We start from the raw sequence: 20,156 nt of genomic DNA, 5'->3' as shown, positions 1-20,156 counted from the left end.
AAAGCGCGGTTAGGGGTGTGTCAATTTGTCCCGTGTAAAACCTTGGTCGCGTGGCGATGAACGGCCGGCTGTTTCATTGCGAAAATCGTCGGCTGAGGCGTGCTGGGGCGGCGCGGATCGGCGAGAATAGGCAGCCCGCTGAGTAGGTCGGGGTTTTTGGAGAGCAAGTGATGGTTTTTGATCAGGTTCGCCAACGGCGCCTGTCCGACGATATCGTCGATCGGTTGGAAGGGATGATCCTTGAAGGCACGCTGACGTCTGGGCAGCGGTTGCCGGCTGAGCGCGTCCTGGCCGAACAGTTCGGGGTGTCGCGCCCGTCACTGCGCGAGGCGATCCAGAAGCTGGTGGCCAAGGGGTTACTGGTCAGCCGCCAGGGCGGGGGCAATTACGTGGCGCAGGCCCTTGGCTCGACGTTCAGCGACCCGCTGCTGCAGTTGCTCGAGCACAGCACCGAGGCGCAGCGCGACCTGCTGGAGTTTCGCCATACCCTGGAGGCGTCCTGTGCCTATTACGCCGCCCAGCGCGCCACCGAACCGGATCGGGCGCGGCTGAAGGAGGCGTTCGATACCTTGCAGGACTGCTATGCGCGGGCCGACGAGGCAACCCGTGCCGAAGAGGGCGCGGCCGATGCGCGTTTCCACCTGGCCATTGCCGAGGCTAGTCACAACGCGGTGTTGCTGCATACGATCAGGGGCTTGTTCGACCTGCTCAAGCGCAATGTGGTGACCAACATTGGTGGCATGTACCAGCAGCGCACGGAAACACGCGACATGCTGATCAGCCAGCACCGCGAGTTGTATCAGGCGATCGTCGAGGGCAGGGCGGAGGATGCCCGGGAGGTGTCCAGCCGGCACATACTGTATGTGCAGGAGGTGCTGGAAGAAGCGCAACACGAAGCGCAGCGCGTGGCACGTGCGGAGCGGCGCAGCGGGCATTGATGATTGTTCGGGGGTGAACCTGCTGCTTAAGGCAGTGCGCAGGTTCCAGGCCCTGTGCTAATCCCTGAGGCGCCACAGTGAATGCGCAGATTTCAAGCTCTGTGCATACCCTGTGGCAGCGGGTTCACCCGCGAAGCGGCCGGGCCAGGCTAGTGAAGACTCACTCTTCCTTACCCTTGTTGCGCACTGCCCGCTGAAGCTCGCGGTTGGAGTCGCGCTCGCGCATGGTGTCGCGCTTGTCGAACTCCTTCTTACCCTTGCCCAGTGCGATCTCGCACTTGATCAGGTGCTTGCTCCAGTACAGCGCCAGGGCCACACAGGTGTAGCCTTTTTGCGCCACAGCGGCCTCCACGCGCTCCAGCTCGCGCTTGTTCAGCAGCAGCTTGCGGGTGCGGGTGGGGTCAGCGATGACGTGGGTGCTGGCGGTAGTCAGCGGGGTGATGTGGCTGCCGAACAGCCAGGCTTCGCCATCCTTGAGCAGCACGTAGCTGTCGGTCAGGTGCGCCTTGCCGGCCCGCAGGCTTTTTACTTCCCAACCGGACAGGACCAGCCCGGCCTCGAACTTGTGCTCGATGAAGTAATCGTGTCGCGCTTTCTTGTTTTGCGCGATGGTCCCGGTCGGATGTTTCTTTTGTTTAGCCATAGGGGCGGCATTATAGGCAACTCATCGTGCGGTCGGCTACGGGATTTCGGTGTGCTTGAGCCACTGCAATGAATACCGGACAATACAAAGCCTGTTCTTTGTACAGAACCTGTTTTCGGCACGCTGCGAAGCGCCGCCAACCAGCCTTGGAAGTGATGCCTGGATGACTACCCATATTCAACGCTCCGCCCTGCTGCCGTACCCTGCCCAGGCGCTTTACGATCTGGTCAACGATGTGGCCAGTTACCCTGAATTTCTACCTTGGTGCTCGGCCTCCACGGTGATCGAGGCCAGCGAGACTCACATGCGCGCCAAGCTGGATGTGGCCAAGGGCGGTATCAGTCAGCACTTCGTCACCCGGAATGTGCTGGTGCCGGGCCAGTCCATCGAGATGAACCTGGAGGAGGGGCCGTTTACTCAGTTGCATGGCCTGTGGGTGTTCAAGCCGTTGGGTGATAAAGCCTGCAAGATCAGCCTGGACCTGACCTTCGATTACGCTGGCGCCCTGGTGCGCGCTACGCTGGGGCCGCTGTTCAACCAGGCAGCCAATACCCTGGTGGATGCGTTTTGCCAGCGTGCCAAAGAGCTCAATGCCAAAGGTTGAGGTGGCCTACGCCACGGCTGAGCATCAGTGGCTGATGGCGTGTGACGTCCCGCCCGGAGCGACGGTGCGTGAAGCGTTGCATTTGTCGGGGATTGCCGCGCAGATACAAGTCCTGGATGTCGAGCAGTGCCCAGTCGGTATCTTCGGCAAGCTGGTGGCCGATGCCCATGAGCGAGTGGTCGAAGCAAGGGGACCGTCTGGAAATCTACCGGCCGTTGCTGCTCGACCCAGCTGAGGCGCGCAGGCAGCGCGCTGCAAATGCCAAGGCCAAGCGCTGAGTCAGTGCCCAGACTACAAAAAGCCCGGGCCATGGTCCGTAATGCTGTTTACTTAAGCCTAGAGGCTCGGCGTGAGCTCTTCGGCGGCGCTCGATCTCACAGGCGCTAAAAGGCTCAGATTGAACCCCAAAAAAAATCCGACACCAGATCACTGATATCGGATTTTTCGCTCCCAAGCCTGTACACAAATGCTTAAGTGAACAGCATTAGGACCATGATCCGGGCTCTTGTTGGAGCCGGCTTTTACTGCGGCGAAGTGTCCAGCGGCGCGGGTGTCGGGACCGGTGTAGTCTCGATGGTGTCGATTTCGCGCTGGATGGCTTCTTCCGTCGAACCTGGCTTGGCCGGTTTTTCTTCCGGTTGCGGTGTGGCTTCCCCTGGCTGGGTAGCTGGGCTGACTGTGGTATTGCCACTGCCACCAAGGATTTCCTGGTCGCGGCTTACCCCTGGCATGAAGTCACCCGACAGGCTGACCAACTGGTCGCTGTCGTTGAAAAAGATGCTCATGCGTTCCTGCTGGCGCTGGCCGCCACCGGGTTGCAGGCTGTACAGATAATCCCAACGATTGGTGTTGAAAGTGTCCTGCAACAGCGGGTTACCCATGATAAACCTTACTTGCCGGCGGGTCATTCCCGGGCGCAATTGGTCTATCATGTCCTGCGTGACGACATTGCCCTGCTGGATGTCGATTTTGTAAACCCCGGGAAACGAGCAACCGGCGAGTGCGAGCAGTCCCGCGAAGGCGAGGCTGTTTAGCAAGAGCTTGGTGTTTTGCATCGGTGGGCGACTTCCACTATCTTGGCTGGACAACGTAAACACCGATCATACCCGTATTAAGAGAAGCTGCGAAGCAGCATCGGCGAGAAAGCTGACCATGGTTGAAAATAGCGAACTGCGCAAAGCCGGTCTCAAGGTGACACTGCCTCGAGTCAAGATCCTTCAAATGCTCGACTCTGCCGAGCAACGTCACATGAGCGCCGAGGATGTCTACAAGGCGCTAATGGAGGCTGGCGAGGACGTCGGTCTGGCAACCGTGTATCGCGTACTGACCCAGTTCGAAGCAGCAGGACTGGTGGTGCGCCACAACTTCGACGGTGGCCACGCGGTGTTCGAACTGGCTGATGGCGGCCACCATGACCACATGGTGAACGTTGATACCAGTGAAGTAATCGAGTTCATGGACGCGGAAATCGAACGTCGCCAGAGGGAGATCGTGGCCGAGCATGGCTACGAGCTGGTGGACCATAACTTGGTCCTCTACGTGCGCAAGAAAAAGTAACGATTTCTCCGTTACCAACAACAAAGGCGACCTTCGGGTCGCCTTTGTGCTTTCTGGGTAACTCAGGCTTTACCTGACACCACCATCTTGCGAGCGTGGGCCAGGGATTCCTTGGTCAGGTCGATGCCGCCCAGCATTCGAGCCACCTCCTCGACCCGCTCACGTTTGCCCAGGCTGGTCACAGCCGTGTGGGTGGTGTCGCTGTTACGCACTTTGTGCACAAACAGATGGTGATGCCCTTGCGCGGCGACCTGTGGCAGGTGTGTCACGGTCAATACCTGGCCGCGCTCGCCCAGGCGGCGTAGCAACTGGCCGACGATTTCGGCAGTCGGGCCACCGATGCCGACGTCGACCTCGTCGAATACCAGGGTGGGGATGCGTGAGGTCTGCGCAGTGATCACCTGAATTGCCAGGCTGATCCGTGACAGCTCACCCCCGGAAGCCACCTTCGCCAGGGCCTTGAGCGGCTGCCCGGGGTTGGCGCTGACCAGCAGTTCGACCTGCTCCAGGCCATGGGCAGACAGCTCATCGCTTTCATTGGGGGTGAGTTCGATGCAGAACCGCCCGCCTGGCATGCCCAGGCGCTGGATTTCCTGCTCGACCGCAACTGCCAGCTGCTTGGCGGCCTGCTGGCGTAGAGCGCTCAGCTCCTGCGCCTTCTGTTTATAGTGCTGGGCAAAAGCGGCCAGCTCCTCGCCCAAGCGCTCGATGGACTCGTCACTGGCGTTCAAACCCTCAAGTTCATCCATCAGTTGCTGCTGCAGCCGCGGCAGCTCGGTGGGGTGCAAGCGGTGTTTGCGCGCCAGTGTATAGATGGTGTCTAGGCGCTCCTCCAGGGCTTGCAGGCGCATGGGGTCGGCATCGAAATTGTCGAGGAAGCGGTTGAGCTCCCCCACAGCTTCTTCGACCTGGATTTGCGCGCTGGCGATCATGTTGGCCGCCTCGCTCAACGCGCGCGGCGCATTGGTGGCGGCGCCCAGCCGGTTGAGGCTGGCGGTGAGGGCGCTGAGCACGTTGCCCGAATCGCTTTCGCTGCACTGGTCGATGACCTGGCGGCAGATGCCGAACAGGGCTTCGGCATTGGTCAGGTTCTTGTGCTCCTGCTCCAGTTGCTCCAGTTCGTTTTCGCCCAGGCCGAGGTTATCGAGCTCTTCCAGTTGGTAGCTGAGCAGTTGGTGGCGGGCGCGTTGCTCGTCGCCGGAGTTGCTCAGCCGTTCGAGCTCCAGGCGTGTTTGGTTCCAGCGCTTGGCGGCCAGTTGCACCTGGCGGGAAAGGTCGACGGCGCCAGCGTATTCGTCCACCAGGCGGCGGTGGGTGTCAGTTTTGAGCAATGACTGGTGTTCGTGCTGGCTGTGGATATCGATCAGCAACTCGCCCAGTGCCTTGAGGTCGCCAAGCGGGCAGGGCGTGCCGTTGATGTACCCGCGGCTGCGGCCTTCGGCGGTGATGACCCGGCGCAGGATGCAAGGGCCGTCATTGGCCAGGTCGCGCTCTGCCAGCCAGGCATGGGCTTCGGGGATGTCCACCAGGTCGAATGTGGCCAGGATGTCTGCCTTGTCGGTGCCGGGGCGCACCACGCCGCTGTCGGCGCGGTCGCCCAGGGCCAGGCCGAGGGCGTCGAGCATGATCGATTTGCCAGCGCCGGTCTCGCCGGTGATGACCGACATGCCGCGGGCGATTTCGAGGTCGAGGTGTTCGACGATGGCGTAGTTGTGAATGGACAGGTGCACCAGCATGGTGGACGGCTCCCGAAGTTCAGGTCTGGTTATTTATACAGTACTTTTTTCAGGCCTGCCAATGCCCCTTGGCGGAATCTGTTGCGGCCGGCAAAAACCTGCTTGCCCCTTGAAGCTGGTTTTTCCGGCCCCATATAGCCCGCAGACACGGCGAGCTTTGCTCGTACAACAGAAATTGCGGAGGAGAGAACCCATGGCTGACGAACAGCTGAATGAAAAAGACCTTAATGCCGAAGAGGCTGGTGCAGTGGATAACGGCGCCCGCGTTCAGGAGCTCGAGGAGCAGCTGGCCGCCGCCAAGGATCAGTCCCTGCGTGTTGCTGCCGAAGCGCAGAACAGCATTCGCCGCGCCGAGCAGGAGGTCGACAAGGCGCGCAAGTTCGCCCTCGAGAAGTTCTCGGGCGACCTGCTGCCGGTGATCGACAGCCTGGAAATGGCCTTGACCCACCTCGACCCTGAGGATGAGCAAGTCAAGAATACCCGTGAAGGCGTCGAGCTGACCCTGAAGATGTTCCAGGACACCCTCAAGCGCTACAACCTCGAAGCCATCGACCCGCACGGCCAGCCATTCAACGCTGAGCACCACCAGGCCATGGCCATGCAGGAGAGCGCGGACGTTGAGCCTAACAGCGTACTCAACGTGTTCCAGAAGGGTTACCTGCTCAACGGCCGCCTGCTGCGCCCTGCCATGGTGGTGGTGAGCAAGGCCCCGGCAGCCGCGCAACCTTCTATCGATGAGAAGGCTTGAAATCTTTCCGGGCATCCCCATTTAAGTGTCAAGCACTCAAGTATTACCGCAGTTGGCTAGAAACAGCCGCTGCTGAAAAATTCAAGTTTCGGGAGAGTTAACATGGGCAAAATCATCGGTATCGACCTGGGGACCACCAACTCGTGCGTCTCCATTCTGGAAAACGGTAACGTCAAGGTCATCGAAAACGCCGAAGGTGCGCGTACTACCCCTTCGATCGTGGCCTACGCCAACGACGGCGAAATCCTGGTAGGTCAGTCGGCCAAGCGTCAGGCTGTCACCAACCCGCACAACACCCTGTTCGCAGTGAAGCGCCTGATTGGCCGCCGCTTCGAAGAAGATGTCGTGCAAAAAGACATCAAGCTGGTTCCCTACAAGATTGTCAAAGCCGGCAACGGCGACGCCTGGGTTGAAGCCAGCGGCAAGGAAATGGCTCCGCCGCAGATCAGCGCCGAAGTCCTGAAGAAAATGAAGAAGACCGCCGAAGACTACCTCGGCGAGCCTGTCACCGAAGCGGTCATCACCGTTCCGGCCTACTTCAACGACAGCCAGCGTCAGGCCACCAAAGACGCCGGCCGTATCGCCGGTCTGGACGTAAAACGTATCATCAACGAGCCGACCGCTGCTGCGCTGGCTTACGGCATGGACAAGGCCAAGGGCGACCATACCGTCATCGTTTATGACCTCGGTGGTGGTACCTTCGACGTTTCGGTCATCGAAATTGCCGAAGTCGACGGTGAGCACCAGTTCGAAGTACTGGCCACCAACGGCGACACCTTCCTCGGTGGTGAAGACTTCGACATGCGCTTGATCGACTACCTCGTCGACGAGTTCAAGAAAGAGTCGGGCATGGACCTGAAAAACGATCCACTGGCTCTGCAGCGCCTGAAAGAGGCCGCTGAAAAAGCCAAGATCGAGCTGTCCTCGGCTCAATCGACCGACGTCAACCTGCCGTACATCACTGCAGACGCAACCGGTCCTAAGCACCTGAACGTGAAGATCTCCCGCGCCAAGCTGGAGTCGCTGGTAGAAGACCTGGTCAACCGTACCATCGAGCCTTGCCGCATCGCGCTCAAGGACGCCGGGATCGACGCCAGCAAGATCGACGACGTGATCCTGGTCGGTGGCCAGACCCGTATGCCGATGGTGCAGAAGGCTGTTGCTGATTTCTTCGGTAAAGAAGCACGCAAGGACGTTAACCCCGACGAAGCCGTGGCCATGGGTGCTGCCATCCAGGGTGCTGTACTGGCGGGTGACGTGAAAGACGTGCTGCTGCTGGACGTCAGCCCGCTGACCCTGGGTATCGAAACCATGGGCGGCGTGATGACCCCGCTGATCGAGAAGAACACCACCATCCCGACCAAAAAGTCGCAGGTGTTCTCGACTGCCGACGACAATCAGGGCGCTGTGACCATTCACGTGCTGCAGGGTGAGCGTAAGCAGGCTGCGCAGAACAAGTCGCTGGGCAAGTTCGACCTGGCTGACATTCCGCCAGCACCGCGTGGTGTGCCGCAAATTGAAGTGACCTTCGACATCGACGCCAACGGCATTCTGCATGTTAGCGCCAAAGACAAGGCCACCGGCAAGAGCCAGTCGATCGTGATCAAGGCCAACTCTGGCCTGTCCGACGACGAAATCGAGCGCATGGTGCGTGACGCCGAGGCCAACGCCGAGGAAGACCGCAAGTTCGAAGAGCTGGCCGCTGCCCGTAACCAGGGTGACGCGCTGGTGCACTCGACTCGCAAGATGGTCGCTGATGCCGGTGATAAGGTCACCGCTGAAGAGAAGACCGCGATCGAAGCTGCCGTGGTTGCCCTGGAAGCCGCTGTCAAAGGCGATGACAAAGCTGCCATCGACGCCAAGGTCGAAGAGCTGTCCAAGGTCTCGGCCCCAGTTGCTCAGAAGATGTACGCCGAGCAACAAGCTGAGCAGCCTCAGGGCGGTGCACAGCAGCCAGAAGCTGAAGCCAAGCACGACGACGTGGTTGACGCTGAGTTCGAAGAAGTCAAAGACGCCGACAAGAAGTAATTCTTGCAGGTTGTCGACCCGCTCACCGGCTTAGGCCGGTGAACTGGTAGGATGTCGCCGCGCGGGGGCTTGCTCCCGCGTTGGCGTATCTGGAATTCGAGATTTTTTACAGCGTTTGTCCGGGCTATCCGTGGCCTCTAGGCAGGCGCTGATGGCGCGGCGCAGATGCCGGACGCCCCAAAAGGTGCAAATGACCTATGTCCAAGCGTGATTATTATGAGGTCCTGGGTGTCGAGCGCGGCGCCACCGAAGCTGACCTCAAGAAGGCTTACCGCCGCCTGGCGATGAAGTACCACCCCGACCGCAACCCAGGCGATAAAGAGTCGGAAGACAAGTTCAAAGAGGCCAACGAGGCCTACGAAGTGCTGTCCGATGCCAGCAAGCGCGCGGCGTTCGACCAGTACGGCCATGCCGGCGTCGATCCGAGCATGGGTGGCGGCGGTGCAGGTTTCGGTGGTGCCAACTTCTCCGACATCTTCGGTGACGTGTTCAGCGACTTCTTTGGTGGCGGGCGTGGTGGCGGCCGTGGCGGTGCCCAGCGTGGCAGTGACCTGCGTTACACCCTTGAGCTGAACCTGGAAGAAGCGGTGCGTGGCACCACGGTGAGCATCCGTGTGCCTACGCTGGTCAACTGCAAGCCATGCGATGGTTCTGGCGCCAAGAAGGGCTCGACTCCTTCCACCTGCCCAACCTGCGGTGGCATCGGCCAAGTGCGCATGCAGCAAGGCTTCTTCTCGGTGCAGCAAACCTGCCCTCGCTGCCACGGCCAAGGCAAGATCATCACCGACCCCTGCACCTCCTGCCATGGCGAAGGTCGTGTCGAGGAATACAAGACTCTGTCGGTCAAGGTGCCGGCGGGCGTCGACACGGGCGACCGTATCCGTTTGTCGGGCGAAGGCGAGGCGGGGACCCACGGTGGCCCGACTGGCGACCTGTACGTGGTGATCAACGTGCGTGAGCACGAGATCTTCCAGCGCGATGGCAAGCACCTGTATTGCGAAGTGCCGATCAGCTTCACCGATGCTGCCTTGGGCGGTGAGTTGGAAGTGCCGACCCTCGATGGCCGTGTGAAGCTGAGAATCCCGGAGGGTACCCAGACCGGCAAGCAGTTCCGCTTGCGTGGCAAGGGTGTAGCACCAGTGCGCGGCGGTGGTGCCGGTGACCTGTTGTGCCGTGTTGCAGTGGAAACCCCGGTCAACCTCAGCCGCCGTCAGCGTGAGCTGCTTGAAGAGCTGCGCAGTTCGCTGGAAGGCGATAGCTCCCATTCGCCCAAGGCCAGTGGCTGGTTCGATGGTGTTAAACGCTTCTTCGGCGATCTCTGACAAGGAATAAGCTATGCGACGTATTGCGGTAATGGGCGCAGCAGGGCGGATGGGCAAGACCCTCATCGAAGCCGTGCAGCAAACCCCGGGTGCGGGGCTGACGGCGGCGGTCGATCGTCCTGACAGCTCGCTCGTCGGTGCTGATGCCGGTGAGCTGGCAGCCCTCGGTCGGATTGGCGTGCTGTTGTCCGATGATCTGGTCAAGGTGGCCGACGAATTCGATGTGCTGATCGATTTCACGCACCCATCCGTCACTCTGAAGAATCTGGCGTTCTGCCGTAAGCACGGCAAGGCGATGGTGATCGGCACCACCGGTTTCACGGTCGAGGAGAAGCACTTGCTGGCCGAAGCTGGCAAGGACATACCGATCGTTTTCGCCGCGAACTTCAGTGTGGGCGTCAACCTCAGCCTCAAGCTGCTGGATATGGCGGCGCGGGTGCTGGGTGATGATGTCGATATCGAGATCATCGAGGCGCATCACCGGCACAAAGTCGATGCGCCTTCGGGTACCGCGCTGCGCATGGGTGAAGTGGTCGCCAATGCCCTGGGGCGTGACCTGCAGGAAGTGGCGGTCTATGGCCGTGAGGGGCAGACGGGGGCGCGTGACCGCAAGACCATCGGTTTCGCCACTGTGCGTGCCGGTGATGTAGTGGGCGATCACACGGTTCTGTTCGCAGCGGATGGCGAGCGCTTGGAGATCACTCACAAGGCGTCCAGCCGCATGACCTTCGCCAAGGGCGCGGTGCGTGCGGCGCTGTGGCTCGATGGGCGCGCTGCGGGCCTGTACGACATGCAGGACGTGCTCGAACTGCGCTGAGCTGTTGGCCTGCTTCGCGGGTAAACCTACGAAGCAGGCCACGCCAATGGCGGCCTGTCGCATTGATGTGCTTTAGAGGCACATATGCGGTAGACCCAAAACGCACTTTTCTGTAAGCTACAGCTTTAGTGTGTCCACTAAAAGCGCGCAGCGAATTGAATTCAGCACATAAAAGCGGGGTGACGTGTCCATACGTCACTCCGCTTTTTTGCAACCTGCGATCGCCCTTTCATGCTTGATTAACGGGAGGTCTTCTTGACAAAGCCAGCCATACTCGCCCTTGCCGACGGCAGTATTTTTCGCGGTGAAGCCATTGGTGCCGACGGTCAGACCGTTGGTGAGGTGGTATTCAACACCGCTATGACCGGCTACCAGGAAATCCTTACAGACCCTTCCTACGCGCAGCAAATCGTTACCCTGACCTACCCGCACATCGGCAACACCGGCACCACGCCGCAAGACGCCGAGTCGAACCGTGTCTGGTCGGCTGGCCTGGTCATTCGTGACCTGCCGCTGCTGGCCAGCAACTGGCGTAACACCCAGTCGCTGCCTGAATACCTCAAGGCTAACAACGTCGTTGCCATCGCCGGTATCGACACCCGTCGCCTCACCCGTATCCTGCGTGAGAAAGGCGCTCAGAACGGCTGCATCCTGGCTGGTGACAACATCAGCGAAGAGGCCGCCATCGCCGCTGCCCGTGGCTTCCCAGGCCTTAAAGGCATGGACTTGGCCAAAGTTGTTTCCACCAAGGAGCGCTATGAGTGGCGCTCCAGTGTATGGGAGCTGAAAACCGACAGCCACCCGACCATCGACGCGGCCGACCTGCCGTACCACGTTGTTGCGTTCGACTATGGCGTCAAGCTGAACATCCTGCGCATGCTGGTCGCCCGCGGCTGCCGCGTGACCGTGGTGCCTGCCCAGACTCCGGCCAGCGAAGTGCTGGCGCTCAATCCGGACGGCGTGTTCCTGTCCAATGGCCCTGGTGATCCGGAGCCGTGCGACTACGCCATCCAGGCGATCAAGGAAATCCTCGAAACCGACATCCCGGTGTTCGGCATTTGCCTGGGTCACCAGCTGCTGGCCCTGGCCTCGGGCGCCAAGACCGTGAAGATGGGCCACGGCCACCATGGTGCCAACCACCCGGTCCAGGACCTGGACACCGGCGTGGTCATGATCACCAGCCAGAACCACGGCTTCGCCGTTGACGAAGCCACCCTGCCGGGCAACGTCCGCGCCATCCACAAGTCGCTGTTCGACGGCACCCTGCAGGGTATCGAGCGCACCGACAAGAGCGCGTTCAGCTTCCAGGGCCACCCTGAAGCGAGCCCAGGCCCGACCGACGTCGCGCCACTGTTCGATCGTTTCACCGATGCCATGGCCAAGCGCCGCTGAGCATTTTGCATCAAGGCCCCGGGCCGGCTCGCGCCGCGTCCGGAAGCGCCTGACCCAGATTGTTCAAGACGGCTTGCCGACTGACCCGCGGATTTGAGTGACAACCATGCCAAAACGTACAGACATCAAAAGCATCCTGATTCTCGGCGCTGGCCCGATCGTGATCGGCCAGGCCTGCGAATTCGACTATTCCGGCGCCCAGGCCTGCAAGGCCCTGCGCGAGGAAGGTTTCCGCGTCATCCTGGTGAACTCCAACCCGGCCACCATCATGACCGACCCGGCCATGGCCGACGCCACCTACATCGAGCCGATCAAATGGCAGTCGGTGGCCAAGATCATCGAGAAAGAGCGCCCTGACGCCGTATTGCCGACCATGGGTGGCCAGACTGCACTGAACTGCGCGCTGGACCTGGAGCGCCACGGCGTTCTGGAAAAGTTCGGTGTCGAGATGATCGGTGCCAATGCCGACACCATCGACAAGGCCGAAGACCGCTCGCGTTTCGACAAGGCCATGAAGGACATCGGCCTGGAGTGCCCGCGCTCCGGCATCGCTCACAGCATGGAAGAGGCCAACGCGGTCCTCGAGAAGCTTGGCTTCCCGTGCATCATCCGCCCGTCGTTCACCATGGGCGGCACTGGCGGTGGTATCGCCTACAACCGTGAAGAATTCGAAGAGATCTGCACCCGCGGTCTGGACCTGTCGCCGACCAAAGAGCTGCTGATCGACGAATCGCTGATCGGCTGGAAGGAATACGAGATGGAGGTTGTCCGTGACAAGAAGGACAACTGCATCATCGTCTGCTCCATCGAGAACTTCGACCCGATGGGTGTGCACACCGGCGACTCGATCACTGTCGCGCCTGCACAAACCTTGACCGACAAGGAATACCAGATCATGCGCAACGCCTCGCTGGCGGTGCTGCGTGAAATCGGCGTGGAAACCGGCGGTTCCAACGTTCAGTTCGGCATCTGCCCGAACACTGGCCGTATGGTCGTGATCGAAATGAACCCGCGCGTCTCCCGTTCGTCCGCTCTGGCGTCCAAGGCTACCGGCTTCCCGATCGCCAAGATCGCCGCCAAGCTGGCCATTGGTTACACCCTTGACGAGCTGCAGAACGACATCACTGGCGGCCGCACCCCAGCGTCCTTCGAACCGTCGATTGACTACGTCGTCACCAAGCTGCCACGTTTCGCCTTCGAGAAATTCCCGAAAGCCGACGCCCGCCTGACCACCCAGATGAAATCCGTGGGTGAAGTCATGGCCATCGGCCGTACCTTCCAGGAGTCCCTGCAGAAAGCCCTGCGCGGTCTGGAAGTTGGCGCCTGCGGCCTGGACCCTAAAGTCGACCTGGCCAACCCGGAAGCCGCCAGCATCCTCAAGCGCGAACTGACCGTGCCGGGTGCCGAGCGCATCTGGTATGTCGCGGACGCCATGCGCTCGGGCATGACCTGCGAGCAGATCTTCGAGCTGACCGGCATCGACATGTGGTTCCTGGTGCAGATGGAAGACCTGATCAAGGAAGAAGAGAAGGTCAAGACCCTGGCCCTGTCGTCGATCGACAAGGACTACATGTTGCGCCTCAAGCGCAAGGGCTTCTCGGACCAGCGCCTGGCCAAGCTGCTGGGCATCACCGACAAGAACCTGCGCCGTCACCGTCACAAGCTGGAAGTGTTCCCGGTTTACAAGCGCGTCGACACCTGCGCCGCCGAGTTCGCCACCGACACCGCCTACCTGTACTCCACCTATGAGCAAGAGTGCGAGGCCAACCCGTCGACCCGCGACAAGATCATGATTCTCGGCGGTGGCCCGAACCGTATCGGCCAAGGCATCGAGTTCGACTACTGCTGCGTGCACGCCGCATTGGCGCTGCGTGAAGACGGGTACGAGACCATCATGGTCAACTGCAACCCGGAAACCGTCTCCACCGACTATGACACGTCCGACCGCCTGTACTTCGAGCCACTGACCCTGGAAGACGTGCTGGAAGTCTGCCGCGTCGAGAAACCCAAAGGCGTCATCGTTCACTACGGCGGCCAGACCCCGCTGAAACTGGCTCGCGCCCTGGAAGAAGCTGGCGTGCCGATCATCGGCACCAGCCCGGACGCCATCGACCGCGCCGAAGACCGTGAGCGCTTCCAGCAGATGGTGCAGCGCCTGAGCCTGCTGCAGCCGCCAAACGCTACCGTGCGCAGCGAAGAAGAGGCCATCAGCGCAGCTGGCGGCATCGGTTATCCGCTGGTGGTGCGCCCATCCTACGTGCTGGGCGGCCGCGCCATGGAAATCGTCTACGAACTGGACGAGCTCAAGCGCTACCTGCGTGAAGCGGTACAGGTATCCAACGACAGCCCAGTGCTGCTCGACCACTTCCTCAACTGCGCCATCGAGATGGACGTGGATGCGGTCTGCGACGGCACCGACGTGGTGATCGGCGCGATCATGCAGCACATCGAACAGGCCGGTGTTCACTCCGGTGACTCGGCGTGCTCGCTGCCGCCTTACTCGCTGAGCCAGCAAGTGCAGGACGAAGTACGCGTACAGGTCAAGAAAATGGCCCTGGAACTGGGTGTCGTCGGCCTGATGAACGTGCAGCTCGCTTTGCAGGGCGACAAGATCTACGTGATCGAAGTCAACCCACGCGCCTCGCGTACCGTACCGTTCGTGTCCAAGTGCATCGGCACTTCCCTGGCGATGATCGCAGCCCGTGTCATGGCTGGTAAAACCCTGAAGGAGCTGGGCTTCACCCAGGAAATCATCCCGAACTTCTACAGCGTCAAGGAAGCCGTCTTCCCGTTCGCCAAGTTCCCAGGGGTTGACCCGATCCTCGGCCCTGAGATGAAATCGACCGGTGAAGTCATGGGTGTCGGCGACAGCTTCGGCGAAGCTTTTGCCAAGGCCCAGATGGGTGCCAGCGAAGTGCTGCCTACTGGCGGTACCGCGTTCATCAGCGTGCGCGACGACGACAAACCGCAAGTGGCGGGCGTTGCCCGGGACCTGATCGCCCTGGGCTTCGAAGTGGTTGCAACGGCAGGCACTGCCAAGGTCATCGAAGCCGCTGGCCTGAAAGTGCGCCGTGTGAACAAGGTGACCGAAGGCCGCCCACACGTGGTCGACATGATCAAGAACGACGAAGTGTCGCTGATCATCAACACCACCGAAGGCCGTCAGTCGATCGCCGACTCCTACTCAATTCGCCGCAATGCGCTGCAGCACAAGATCTACTGCACCACTACCATTGCGGCCGGTGAAGCCATCTGCGAGGCGTTGAAATTCGGTCCCGAGAAGACTGTTCGTCGCCTGCAGGATCTGCATGCAGGACTCAAAGCATGAGCATTACCAAATACCCGATGACCGTCCAGGGCGCTCGCGCCCTGGAAGAGGAATTGACTTTCCTGAGCAAGACCGAGCGCCCGCGCCTGAGCCAAGCCATTGGCGAAGCGCGCGAGCTGGGTGACCTCAAGGAAAACGCCGAATACCACGCCGCCCGTGAAGAGCAGGGCATGGTCGAGGCGCGCATCCGTGACATCGAAGGCCGCCTGCAGAACTCGGTGGTGATCGACGTCACTACCATCGCTCACACCGGCAAGGTGATTTTCGGCACCACCGTGGTGCTGGCCAACACCGAAACCGACGATGAGGTCACCTACCAGATCGTTGGCGAAGATGAAGCTGACGTGAAACAAGGCAAGCTTTCGAGCAGCGCACCTATCGCCCGTGCCATCATTGGCAAAGAAGAAGGTGACACCGTGGTGGTGAAGACACCAAGCGGTACGGTCGAGTACGAGATTGTCGAAGTCAAACACATCTGAGCGGCGCCTACGGGCGCCATCCCTTGAGGGGATCCTCTGGCAACTGGCCCAGGTTTTCTGGGTCGGTGGCCTTTGGGTGTTCCATGTGGGGTTGGTGCCGGCGCTGAAAGTCAGTGGCCTTGCACCCTTGCTGGTGCAGGATGTCGCCGGGCAGATCGACCGTTGGTTGATCGGCGTGGCACTGCTTGGTTTGCTCACTCAGCTGGCGGTATTGGCGAGAGTGGACGGCCTGGCGGCCTGGTGGCGGCAGTTTCGCGGGCAGATGCTGTTGTTGGGCCTTGCGGCCTGCGTGGGGTACTACACCTTGCGCTACGGTATTTCGGTCGGCGAGCGCTGGCAGATGTTCTGTTTCCTGGTGTTGGGTTTCTCCGGCATCGTGCTGGTAGCCCAGCCGGTCCCGCTCAGGGCGCGCCAAGCGCGCCACTGACTGGGCTCAACCGCGGCCCCTGTGCAAGCAGGCGGTGCGGTGGTTGGCACGGGCTTGGCCCGTGTTCGCAGGTAAGCCCGCTCCCACAGGCATCGCACAGGGCTGTTGGAAAGCCCTAGCCGTTACTTGTAACGGTGAATGTTGGACAGTTGCTTGTTCGGCTGTGGGTTCTTGCGATAGATCAACGCCTTCTTGCCAATGGTCTGTACCAGCTCGGCGCGGCCCGCCTTGCACAGTTCGGCAATGGCGGCGGCACGTTCTTCGCGGTCTTCCGAGCGGATTTCGACCTTGATCAGTTCATGGTCGGCCAGTGCACGCTCAAGTTCAGCGATGACGCCTTCGTTCAAACCGTTGCCAGCGACGATCAGGACCGGCTTGAGGTCGTGACCAATGGATTTGTATTGCTTCTTCTGCTCGTTATTGAGCGGCATAATCTGACCCTTTCCGTCTGATTCTGTAAAATTGACCGGCATTTTACCCGAGGGCCACCGGCTCCGCCCAGTCAATCACCACGCATATCATCGAGGTGCCCCGTGGTACAACGTTCCAAAAGCAGCGCAAACTGGCTGCGAGAGCATTTCAACGATCCTTTTGTGAAACAGGCGCAGAAGGACGGCTACCGCTCGCGTGCTAGCTACAAACTCCTGGAGATCCAGGAGAAAGACCGTCTTATCCGTCCCGGCATGAGCGTCATCGACCTCGGTGCGGCCCCGGGGGGCTGGTCACAGGTGACCAGTCGTCTGATTGGTGGCCAGGGGCGACTGATCGCCTCGGACATCCTGGAAATGGACTCCATCCCCGACGTGACCTTCATCCAGGGTGACTTCACCCAGGACGAAGTGCTGCAGCAGATATTGCAGGCGGTCGGTGATTCGCACGTGGACCTTGTGATTTCCGACATGGCCCCCAATATGAGTGGTACGCCTGCGGTCGACATGCCGCGAGCCATGTTCCTCTGCGAGCTGGCCCTGGATCTGGCGACCCGCGTGCTCAAACCAGGCGGGGACTTCCTGATCAAGATTTTCCAGGGTGAGGGTTTCGATATGTACCTCAAGGACGTGCGTAGCAAGTTCGACAAGGTGCAGATGCGCAAACCTTCGTCATCGCGGGATCGTTCCCGTGAGCAGTACTTGCTGGGCAGGGGTTTCAAAGGAGCATGAGGCGAATTGCGCGTTGGTCGATAGTTATTTCCAATCGGCTCTCGCGTCTGGATCGTCCGATCTTCGTGTAGTCTGAGTTTCACAAAGGGTTACAGACGGTGCCTGCGGATGCGTAGGTAATGTAGTAAGTTAGGGCGATGAATATCATGCGAGGCACGGCTGCGTCGTGCGCCGGCCTCAGAGGGTAGCGAATTGAACGACATGGCAAAGAATCTGATCCTCTGGTTGATCATCGCAGCCGTCCTGGTGACGGTGATGAACAACTTCTCCAGCCCTAACGAGCCGCAGACCCTCAACTACTCCGACTTCATCCAGCAGGTCAAGGATGGCAAGGTCGAGCGTGTGACTGTCGACGGCTACATCATCACAGGTAAGCGCACCGACGGTGACAACTTCAAGACCGTCCGCCCAGCCATCACCGACAATGGCTTGATCGGCGACCTGGTCGACAATCACGTGGTCGTCGAAGGCAAGCAGCCCGAGCAGCAGAGCATCTGGACTCAGCTGTTGGTGGCGAGCTTCCCGATATTGGTAATCATCGCCGTATTCATGTTCTTCATGCGCCAGATGCAGGGTGGTGCAGGGGGCAAAGGCGGGCCGATGAGCTTTGGCAAGAGCAAGGCGCGGCTGCTGTCCGAAGATCAGGTCAAGACCACGCTGGCTGACGTCGCCGGTTGCGACGAAGCCAAGGAAGAGGTTGGCGAGCTGGTCGAGTTCCTGCGCGACCCAGGCAAGTTCCAGCGCCTGGGTGGCCGCATTCCTCGCGGCGTGCTGATGGTCGGCCCGCCTGGCACGGGTAAAACATTGCTGGCAAAAGCCATTGCCGGTGAAGCCAAGGTGCCGTTCTTCACCATTTCCGGTTCTGACTTCGTCGAGATGTTCGTCGGCGTGGGTGCCAGCCGTGTGCGTGATATGTTCGAGCAGGCCAAGAAGCACGCGCCTTGCATCATCTTCATCGACGAGATCGACGCGGTCGGCCGCCATCGTGGTGCCGGCATGGGCGGTGGTCACGACGAGCGTGAGCAAACCCTCAACCAGCTGCTGGTGGAGATGGACGGCTTTGAAATGAACGATGGCATCATCGTCATCGCCGCCACCAACCGCCCGGACGTGCTCGACCCTGCGCTGTTGCGCCCTGGTCGCTTCGACCGCCAGGTCGTGGTGGGCTTGCCGGATATCCGCGGGCGTGAGCAGATTCTCAAGGTGCACATGCGCAAGGCGCCGATCGGCGATAACGTCAACCCGGCTGTGATTGCCCGTGGTACCCCGGGCTTCTCCGGTGCCGACCTAGCCAACCTGGTCAACGAGGCTGCGCTGTTTGCGGCACGTGCCAACAAGCGCTTGGTCGAGATGAAAGAGTTCGAGCTGGCCAAAGACAAGATCATGATGGGCGCAGAGCGCAAAACCATGGTCATGTCCGAGAAAGAAAAACGAAACACCGCTTACCACGAAGCGGGCCACGCCATCGTCGGGCGCCTGGTGCCTGAGCACGACCCAGTCTACAAGGTTTCGATCATTCCCCGTGGTCGGGCCCTGGGTGTGACCATGTTCCTGCCGGAAGAAGACCGTTACAGCCTGTCCAAGCGCGCCTTGATCAGCCAGATCTGCTCGTTGTACGGCGGCCGTATTGCCGAGGAAATGACTTTGGGCTTCGATGGTGTCACCACTGGTGCCTCCAACGACATCATGCGCGCCAGCCAGATCGCTCGTAACATGGTGACCAAATGGGGCCTGTCGGAAAAACTAGGCCCGCTGATGTACGCCGAAGAAGAAGGTGAGGTGTTCCTCGGTCGTAGCGCTGGCAGCCAGCACGCAAGCGTCTCCGGTGAAACCGCCAAGCTGATCGACTCCGAAGTGCGCAGCATCATCGACCAGTGCTATGCCACGGCCAAGCAGCTGTTGATCGAGAACCGCGACAAGCTTGAAGCGATGACCGAAGCGCTGATGAAGTACGAAACCATCGACTCCGATCAGATCGACGACATCATGGCTGGCCGTACACCGCGTGAGCCTCGTGACTGGGACGATGATAAGAACTCGGGCACTCCAGCAGCCCAGGACGATCGTCCGGAATCGCCGATCGGCGGGCCGGCAGCGCAACACTAAGGGCATCTATGAGCTCAGTGCAGTACCCGACCCGGTTGCCTTGCGGCAACCGGGTTCTTGACCTTTCCCGTACCCATGTTATGGGTATTCTCAATGTCACCCCGGATTCCTTCTCCGATGGCGGTCGCTTTAGCCAGCGCGACGAGGCGTTGCGCCATGCCGAGGCGATGATCACGGCTGGCGCCACCTTGATCGACATCGGGGGTGAGTCGACCCGGCCCGGTGCGCGTGCGGTTTCGGTCACTGAAGAGATCGAGCGCGTGGCGCCGATGGTCGAGGCCATCAACAGCCGGTTCGATGTGGTGATCTCAGTCGATACTTCCACGCCCGCGGTAATCCGCGAATCGGCGCGCCTTGGTGCTGGCCTGATCAACGACGTACGTGCCCTGGAGCGCGACGGCGCCCTGGATGCCGCGGCGGACACCGGCTTGCCGGTTTGCCTGATGCATATGCGTGGCGAGCCTGGGAACATGCAGGATGATCCGCATTACGACGATGTCGCCGCCGAGGTGGTGAGCTACCTCGAACAGCGCATGGCGGCGTGCGCTGCTGCAGGTATCCCCGCTGAGCGCATCATTCTTGATCCAGGTTTCGGGTTCGCCAAGACACTGGCGCACAACCTTAGCCTGTTCAAACATCTAGAAGCGTTCTATCGCCTTGGTCGCCCGCTGCTGGTGGGCGTTTCGCGCAAAAGCATGATCGGCCTTACGTTGAACCGTCCGGTCGATGAGCGACTGTATGGCAGCCTCGCGCTGGCAGCATTGGCCATGACCAAGGGTGCCAGCATCCTGCGCGTCCATGATGTGGCCGAAACCGTCGATGTCGTGCGCATGATCGCCGCGGTGCAGAACGCCGAATAAGAACTTTGGAG

The 20,156-nt window shown here is 60.6% G+C and carries 18 protein-coding genes and 1 pseudogene; 15 read left to right on the top strand and 4 right to left on the bottom strand.

Annotated features, from left to right (window positions below; translation table 11 throughout):
* Nucleotides 1–170: 170 nt before the first annotated feature.
* Nucleotides 171–938, top strand: coding sequence for an FCD domain-containing protein (locus ACK59H_RS16540; protein WP_186478862.1), 768 nt, complete (start codon nucleotides 171–173; stop codon nucleotides 936–938).
* Between the two features lie 160 nt (nucleotides 939–1,098).
* Here the strand turns inward: ACK59H_RS16540 and smpB are convergent, their stop codons facing one another.
* Nucleotides 1,099–1,581: an SsrA-binding protein SmpB gene (gene smpB / locus ACK59H_RS16535; protein ID WP_003249914.1), complete on the bottom strand. Its 483-nt coding sequence runs from the start codon at nucleotides 1,579–1,581 to the stop codon at nucleotides 1,099–1,101.
* A gap of 163 nt (nucleotides 1,582–1,744) precedes the next feature.
* Here smpB and ACK59H_RS16530 point away from each other — a divergent pair, with 163 nt between their 5' ends.
* Together ACK59H_RS16530 and ACK59H_RS16525 are read left to right on the top strand one after the other, a co-directional pair.
* Nucleotides 1,745–2,185 carry a type II toxin-antitoxin system RatA family toxin gene (locus tag ACK59H_RS16530; RefSeq protein WP_186478861.1) on the top strand — a complete coding sequence of 147 codons (441 nt, stop codon included), beginning with the start codon at nucleotides 1,745–1,747 and terminating at the stop codon, nucleotides 2,183–2,185.
* A pseudogene (locus ACK59H_RS16525) lies at nucleotides 2,172–2,463 on the top strand (RnfH family protein). The gene ACK59H_RS16530 and the pseudogene ACK59H_RS16525 overlap by 14 nt, the downstream one beginning before the upstream one ends.
* A 243-nt stretch (nucleotides 2,464–2,706) precedes the next feature.
* Here the strand turns inward: ACK59H_RS16525 and ACK59H_RS16520 are convergent.
* Nucleotides 2,707–3,240, bottom strand: a complete 534-nt coding sequence (locus ACK59H_RS16520; RefSeq protein ID WP_186478860.1) for an outer membrane protein assembly factor BamE — start codon at nucleotides 3,238–3,240, stop codon at nucleotides 2,707–2,709.
* A 97-nt stretch (nucleotides 3,241–3,337) separates the two neighbouring features.
* On the opposite strand from ACK59H_RS16520, the gene fur reads away from it, so the two are divergent.
* Nucleotides 3,338–3,742 (top strand): ferric iron uptake transcriptional regulator, encoded by a 405-nt coding sequence (gene fur / locus ACK59H_RS16515; RefSeq protein WP_060478651.1) that lies wholly within the window; start codon nucleotides 3,338–3,340, stop codon nucleotides 3,740–3,742.
* Between the two features lie 62 nt (nucleotides 3,743–3,804).
* On the opposite strand, the gene recN is transcribed toward fur, so the two are convergent.
* Nucleotides 3,805–5,478 (bottom strand): DNA repair protein RecN, encoded by a 1,674-nt coding sequence (recN, locus tag ACK59H_RS16510; RefSeq protein WP_409264636.1) that lies wholly within the window; start codon nucleotides 5,476–5,478, stop codon nucleotides 3,805–3,807.
* 193 nt (nucleotides 5,479–5,671) lie between these two features.
* On the opposite strand from recN, the gene grpE reads away from it, so the two are divergent.
* The 8 genes from grpE to ACK59H_RS16470 all read left to right on the top strand — a co-directional run bounded on the left by grpE (nucleotide 5,672) and on the right by ACK59H_RS16470 (nucleotide 16,019).
* On the top strand, nucleotides 5,672–6,226 hold the full coding sequence (grpE, locus tag ACK59H_RS16505; RefSeq protein WP_060478649.1) for a nucleotide exchange factor GrpE: 555 nt from the start codon (nucleotides 5,672–5,674) through the stop codon (nucleotides 6,224–6,226).
* Nucleotides 6,227–6,328: 102 nt separating this feature from the next.
* Nucleotides 6,329–8,254: a molecular chaperone DnaK gene (gene dnaK, locus ACK59H_RS16500; protein ID WP_409264635.1), complete on the top strand. Its 1,926-nt coding sequence runs from the start codon at nucleotides 6,329–6,331 to the stop codon at nucleotides 8,252–8,254.
* A 197-nt stretch (nucleotides 8,255–8,451) separates the two neighbouring features.
* Entirely contained in the window at nucleotides 8,452–9,576 is a 1,125-nt protein-coding gene (gene dnaJ / locus ACK59H_RS16495; RefSeq protein WP_060478647.1) for a molecular chaperone DnaJ, read from the top strand.
* 13 nt (nucleotides 9,577–9,589) lie between these two features.
* Nucleotides 9,590–10,393: a 4-hydroxy-tetrahydrodipicolinate reductase gene (gene dapB / locus ACK59H_RS16490; protein ID WP_186478857.1), complete on the top strand. Its 804-nt coding sequence runs from the start codon at nucleotides 9,590–9,592 to the stop codon at nucleotides 10,391–10,393.
* Between the two features lie 255 nt (nucleotides 10,394–10,648).
* The gene (gene carA / locus ACK59H_RS16485) at nucleotides 10,649–11,785 is read left to right on the top strand and encodes a glutamine-hydrolyzing carbamoyl-phosphate synthase small subunit (protein WP_060478645.1); all 1,137 of its coding nucleotides are present in this window, start codon (nucleotides 10,649–10,651) and stop codon (nucleotides 11,783–11,785) included.
* 106 nt (nucleotides 11,786–11,891) lie between these two features.
* Complete coding sequence (gene carB, locus ACK59H_RS16480) at nucleotides 11,892–15,113, top strand: carbamoyl-phosphate synthase large subunit (protein WP_060478644.1); 3,222 nt, start codon at nucleotides 11,892–11,894, stop codon at nucleotides 15,111–15,113.
* Nucleotides 15,110–15,592 (top strand): transcription elongation factor GreA, encoded by a 483-nt coding sequence (greA, locus tag ACK59H_RS16475; RefSeq protein ID WP_261744742.1) that lies wholly within the window; start codon nucleotides 15,110–15,112, stop codon nucleotides 15,590–15,592. Before carB ends, greA begins: the two co-directional genes overlap by 4 nt.
* The gene (locus ACK59H_RS16470; RefSeq protein ID WP_081016655.1) at nucleotides 15,570–16,019 is read left to right on the top strand and encodes an MFS transporter; all 450 of its coding nucleotides are present in this window, start codon (nucleotides 15,570–15,572) and stop codon (nucleotides 16,017–16,019) included. Before greA ends, ACK59H_RS16470 begins: the two co-directional genes overlap by 23 nt.
* A 122-nt stretch (nucleotides 16,020–16,141) precedes the next feature.
* On the opposite strand, the gene yhbY is transcribed toward ACK59H_RS16470, so the two are convergent.
* The gene (yhbY, locus tag ACK59H_RS16465) at nucleotides 16,142–16,450 is read right to left on the bottom strand and encodes a ribosome assembly RNA-binding protein YhbY (protein ID WP_054892619.1); all 309 of its coding nucleotides are present in this window, start codon (nucleotides 16,448–16,450) and stop codon (nucleotides 16,142–16,144) included.
* 102 nt (nucleotides 16,451–16,552) lie between these two features.
* Between yhbY and rlmE the strand changes: the two genes are divergently transcribed.
* From rlmE to folP, 3 genes are all read left to right on the top strand, one after another.
* The gene (rlmE, locus tag ACK59H_RS16460) at nucleotides 16,553–17,179 is read left to right on the top strand and encodes a 23S rRNA (uridine(2552)-2'-O)-methyltransferase RlmE (RefSeq protein WP_054885642.1); all 627 of its coding nucleotides are present in this window, start codon (nucleotides 16,553–16,555) and stop codon (nucleotides 17,177–17,179) included.
* Between the two features lie 201 nt (nucleotides 17,180–17,380).
* Nucleotides 17,381–19,285: an ATP-dependent zinc metalloprotease FtsH gene (gene ftsH / locus ACK59H_RS16455; RefSeq protein WP_060478643.1), complete on the top strand. Its 1,905-nt coding sequence runs from the start codon at nucleotides 17,381–17,383 to the stop codon at nucleotides 19,283–19,285.
* An 8-nt stretch (nucleotides 19,286–19,293) separates the two neighbouring features.
* Nucleotides 19,294–20,145: a dihydropteroate synthase gene (gene folP, locus ACK59H_RS16450; RefSeq protein ID WP_207937183.1), complete on the top strand. Its 852-nt coding sequence runs from the start codon at nucleotides 19,294–19,296 to the stop codon at nucleotides 20,143–20,145.
* The last annotated feature ends 11 nt before the right edge of the window (nucleotides 20,146–20,156 follow it).

Source organism: Pseudomonas sp. KCJK9000, assembly GCF_046230725.1.
GTDB lineage: Bacteria > Pseudomonadota > Gammaproteobacteria > Pseudomonadales > Pseudomonadaceae > Aquipseudomonas > Aquipseudomonas promysalinigenes.
Note: the sequence above shows the minus strand (reverse complement) of the source record. Positions and strands in the feature narration are given on the sequence as shown.

Bases quoted from the DNA above. Each gene is read 5' to 3' on its own strand.
- ACK59H_RS16540 (WP_186478862.1), top strand. From the start codon at position 171: ATGGTTTTTGATCAGGTTCGCCAACGGCGCCTGTCCGACGATATCGTC.
- smpB (WP_003249914.1), bottom strand. From the start codon at position 1,581: ATGGCTAAACAAAAGAAACATCCGACCGGGACCATCGCGCAAAACAAG.
- ACK59H_RS16530 (WP_186478861.1), top strand. From the start codon at position 1,745: ATGACTACCCATATTCAACGCTCCGCCCTGCTGCCGTACCCTGCCCAG.
- ACK59H_RS16520 (WP_186478860.1), bottom strand. From the start codon at position 3,240: ATGCAAAACACCAAGCTCTTGCTAAACAGCCTCGCCTTCGCGGGACTG.
- fur (WP_060478651.1), top strand. From the start codon at position 3,338: ATGGTTGAAAATAGCGAACTGCGCAAAGCCGGTCTCAAGGTGACACTG.
- recN (WP_409264636.1), bottom strand. From the start codon at position 5,478: ATGCTGGTGCACCTGTCCATTCACAACTACGCCATCGTCGAACACCTC.
- grpE (WP_060478649.1), top strand. From the start codon at position 5,672: ATGGCTGACGAACAGCTGAATGAAAAAGACCTTAATGCCGAAGAGGCT.
- dnaK (WP_409264635.1), top strand. From the start codon at position 6,329: ATGGGCAAAATCATCGGTATCGACCTGGGGACCACCAACTCGTGCGTC.
- dnaJ (WP_060478647.1), top strand. From the start codon at position 8,452: ATGTCCAAGCGTGATTATTATGAGGTCCTGGGTGTCGAGCGCGGCGCC.
- dapB (WP_186478857.1), top strand. From the start codon at position 9,590: ATGCGACGTATTGCGGTAATGGGCGCAGCAGGGCGGATGGGCAAGACC.
- carB (WP_060478644.1), top strand. From the start codon at position 11,892: ATGCCAAAACGTACAGACATCAAAAGCATCCTGATTCTCGGCGCTGGC.
- greA (WP_261744742.1), top strand. From the start codon at position 15,110: ATGAGCATTACCAAATACCCGATGACCGTCCAGGGCGCTCGCGCCCTG.
- yhbY (WP_054892619.1), bottom strand. From the start codon at position 16,450: ATGCCGCTCAATAACGAGCAGAAGAAGCAATACAAATCCATTGGTCAC.
- ftsH (WP_060478643.1), top strand. From the start codon at position 17,381: ATGGCAAAGAATCTGATCCTCTGGTTGATCATCGCAGCCGTCCTGGTG.
- folP (WP_207937183.1), top strand. From the start codon at position 19,294: ATGAGCTCAGTGCAGTACCCGACCCGGTTGCCTTGCGGCAACCGGGTT.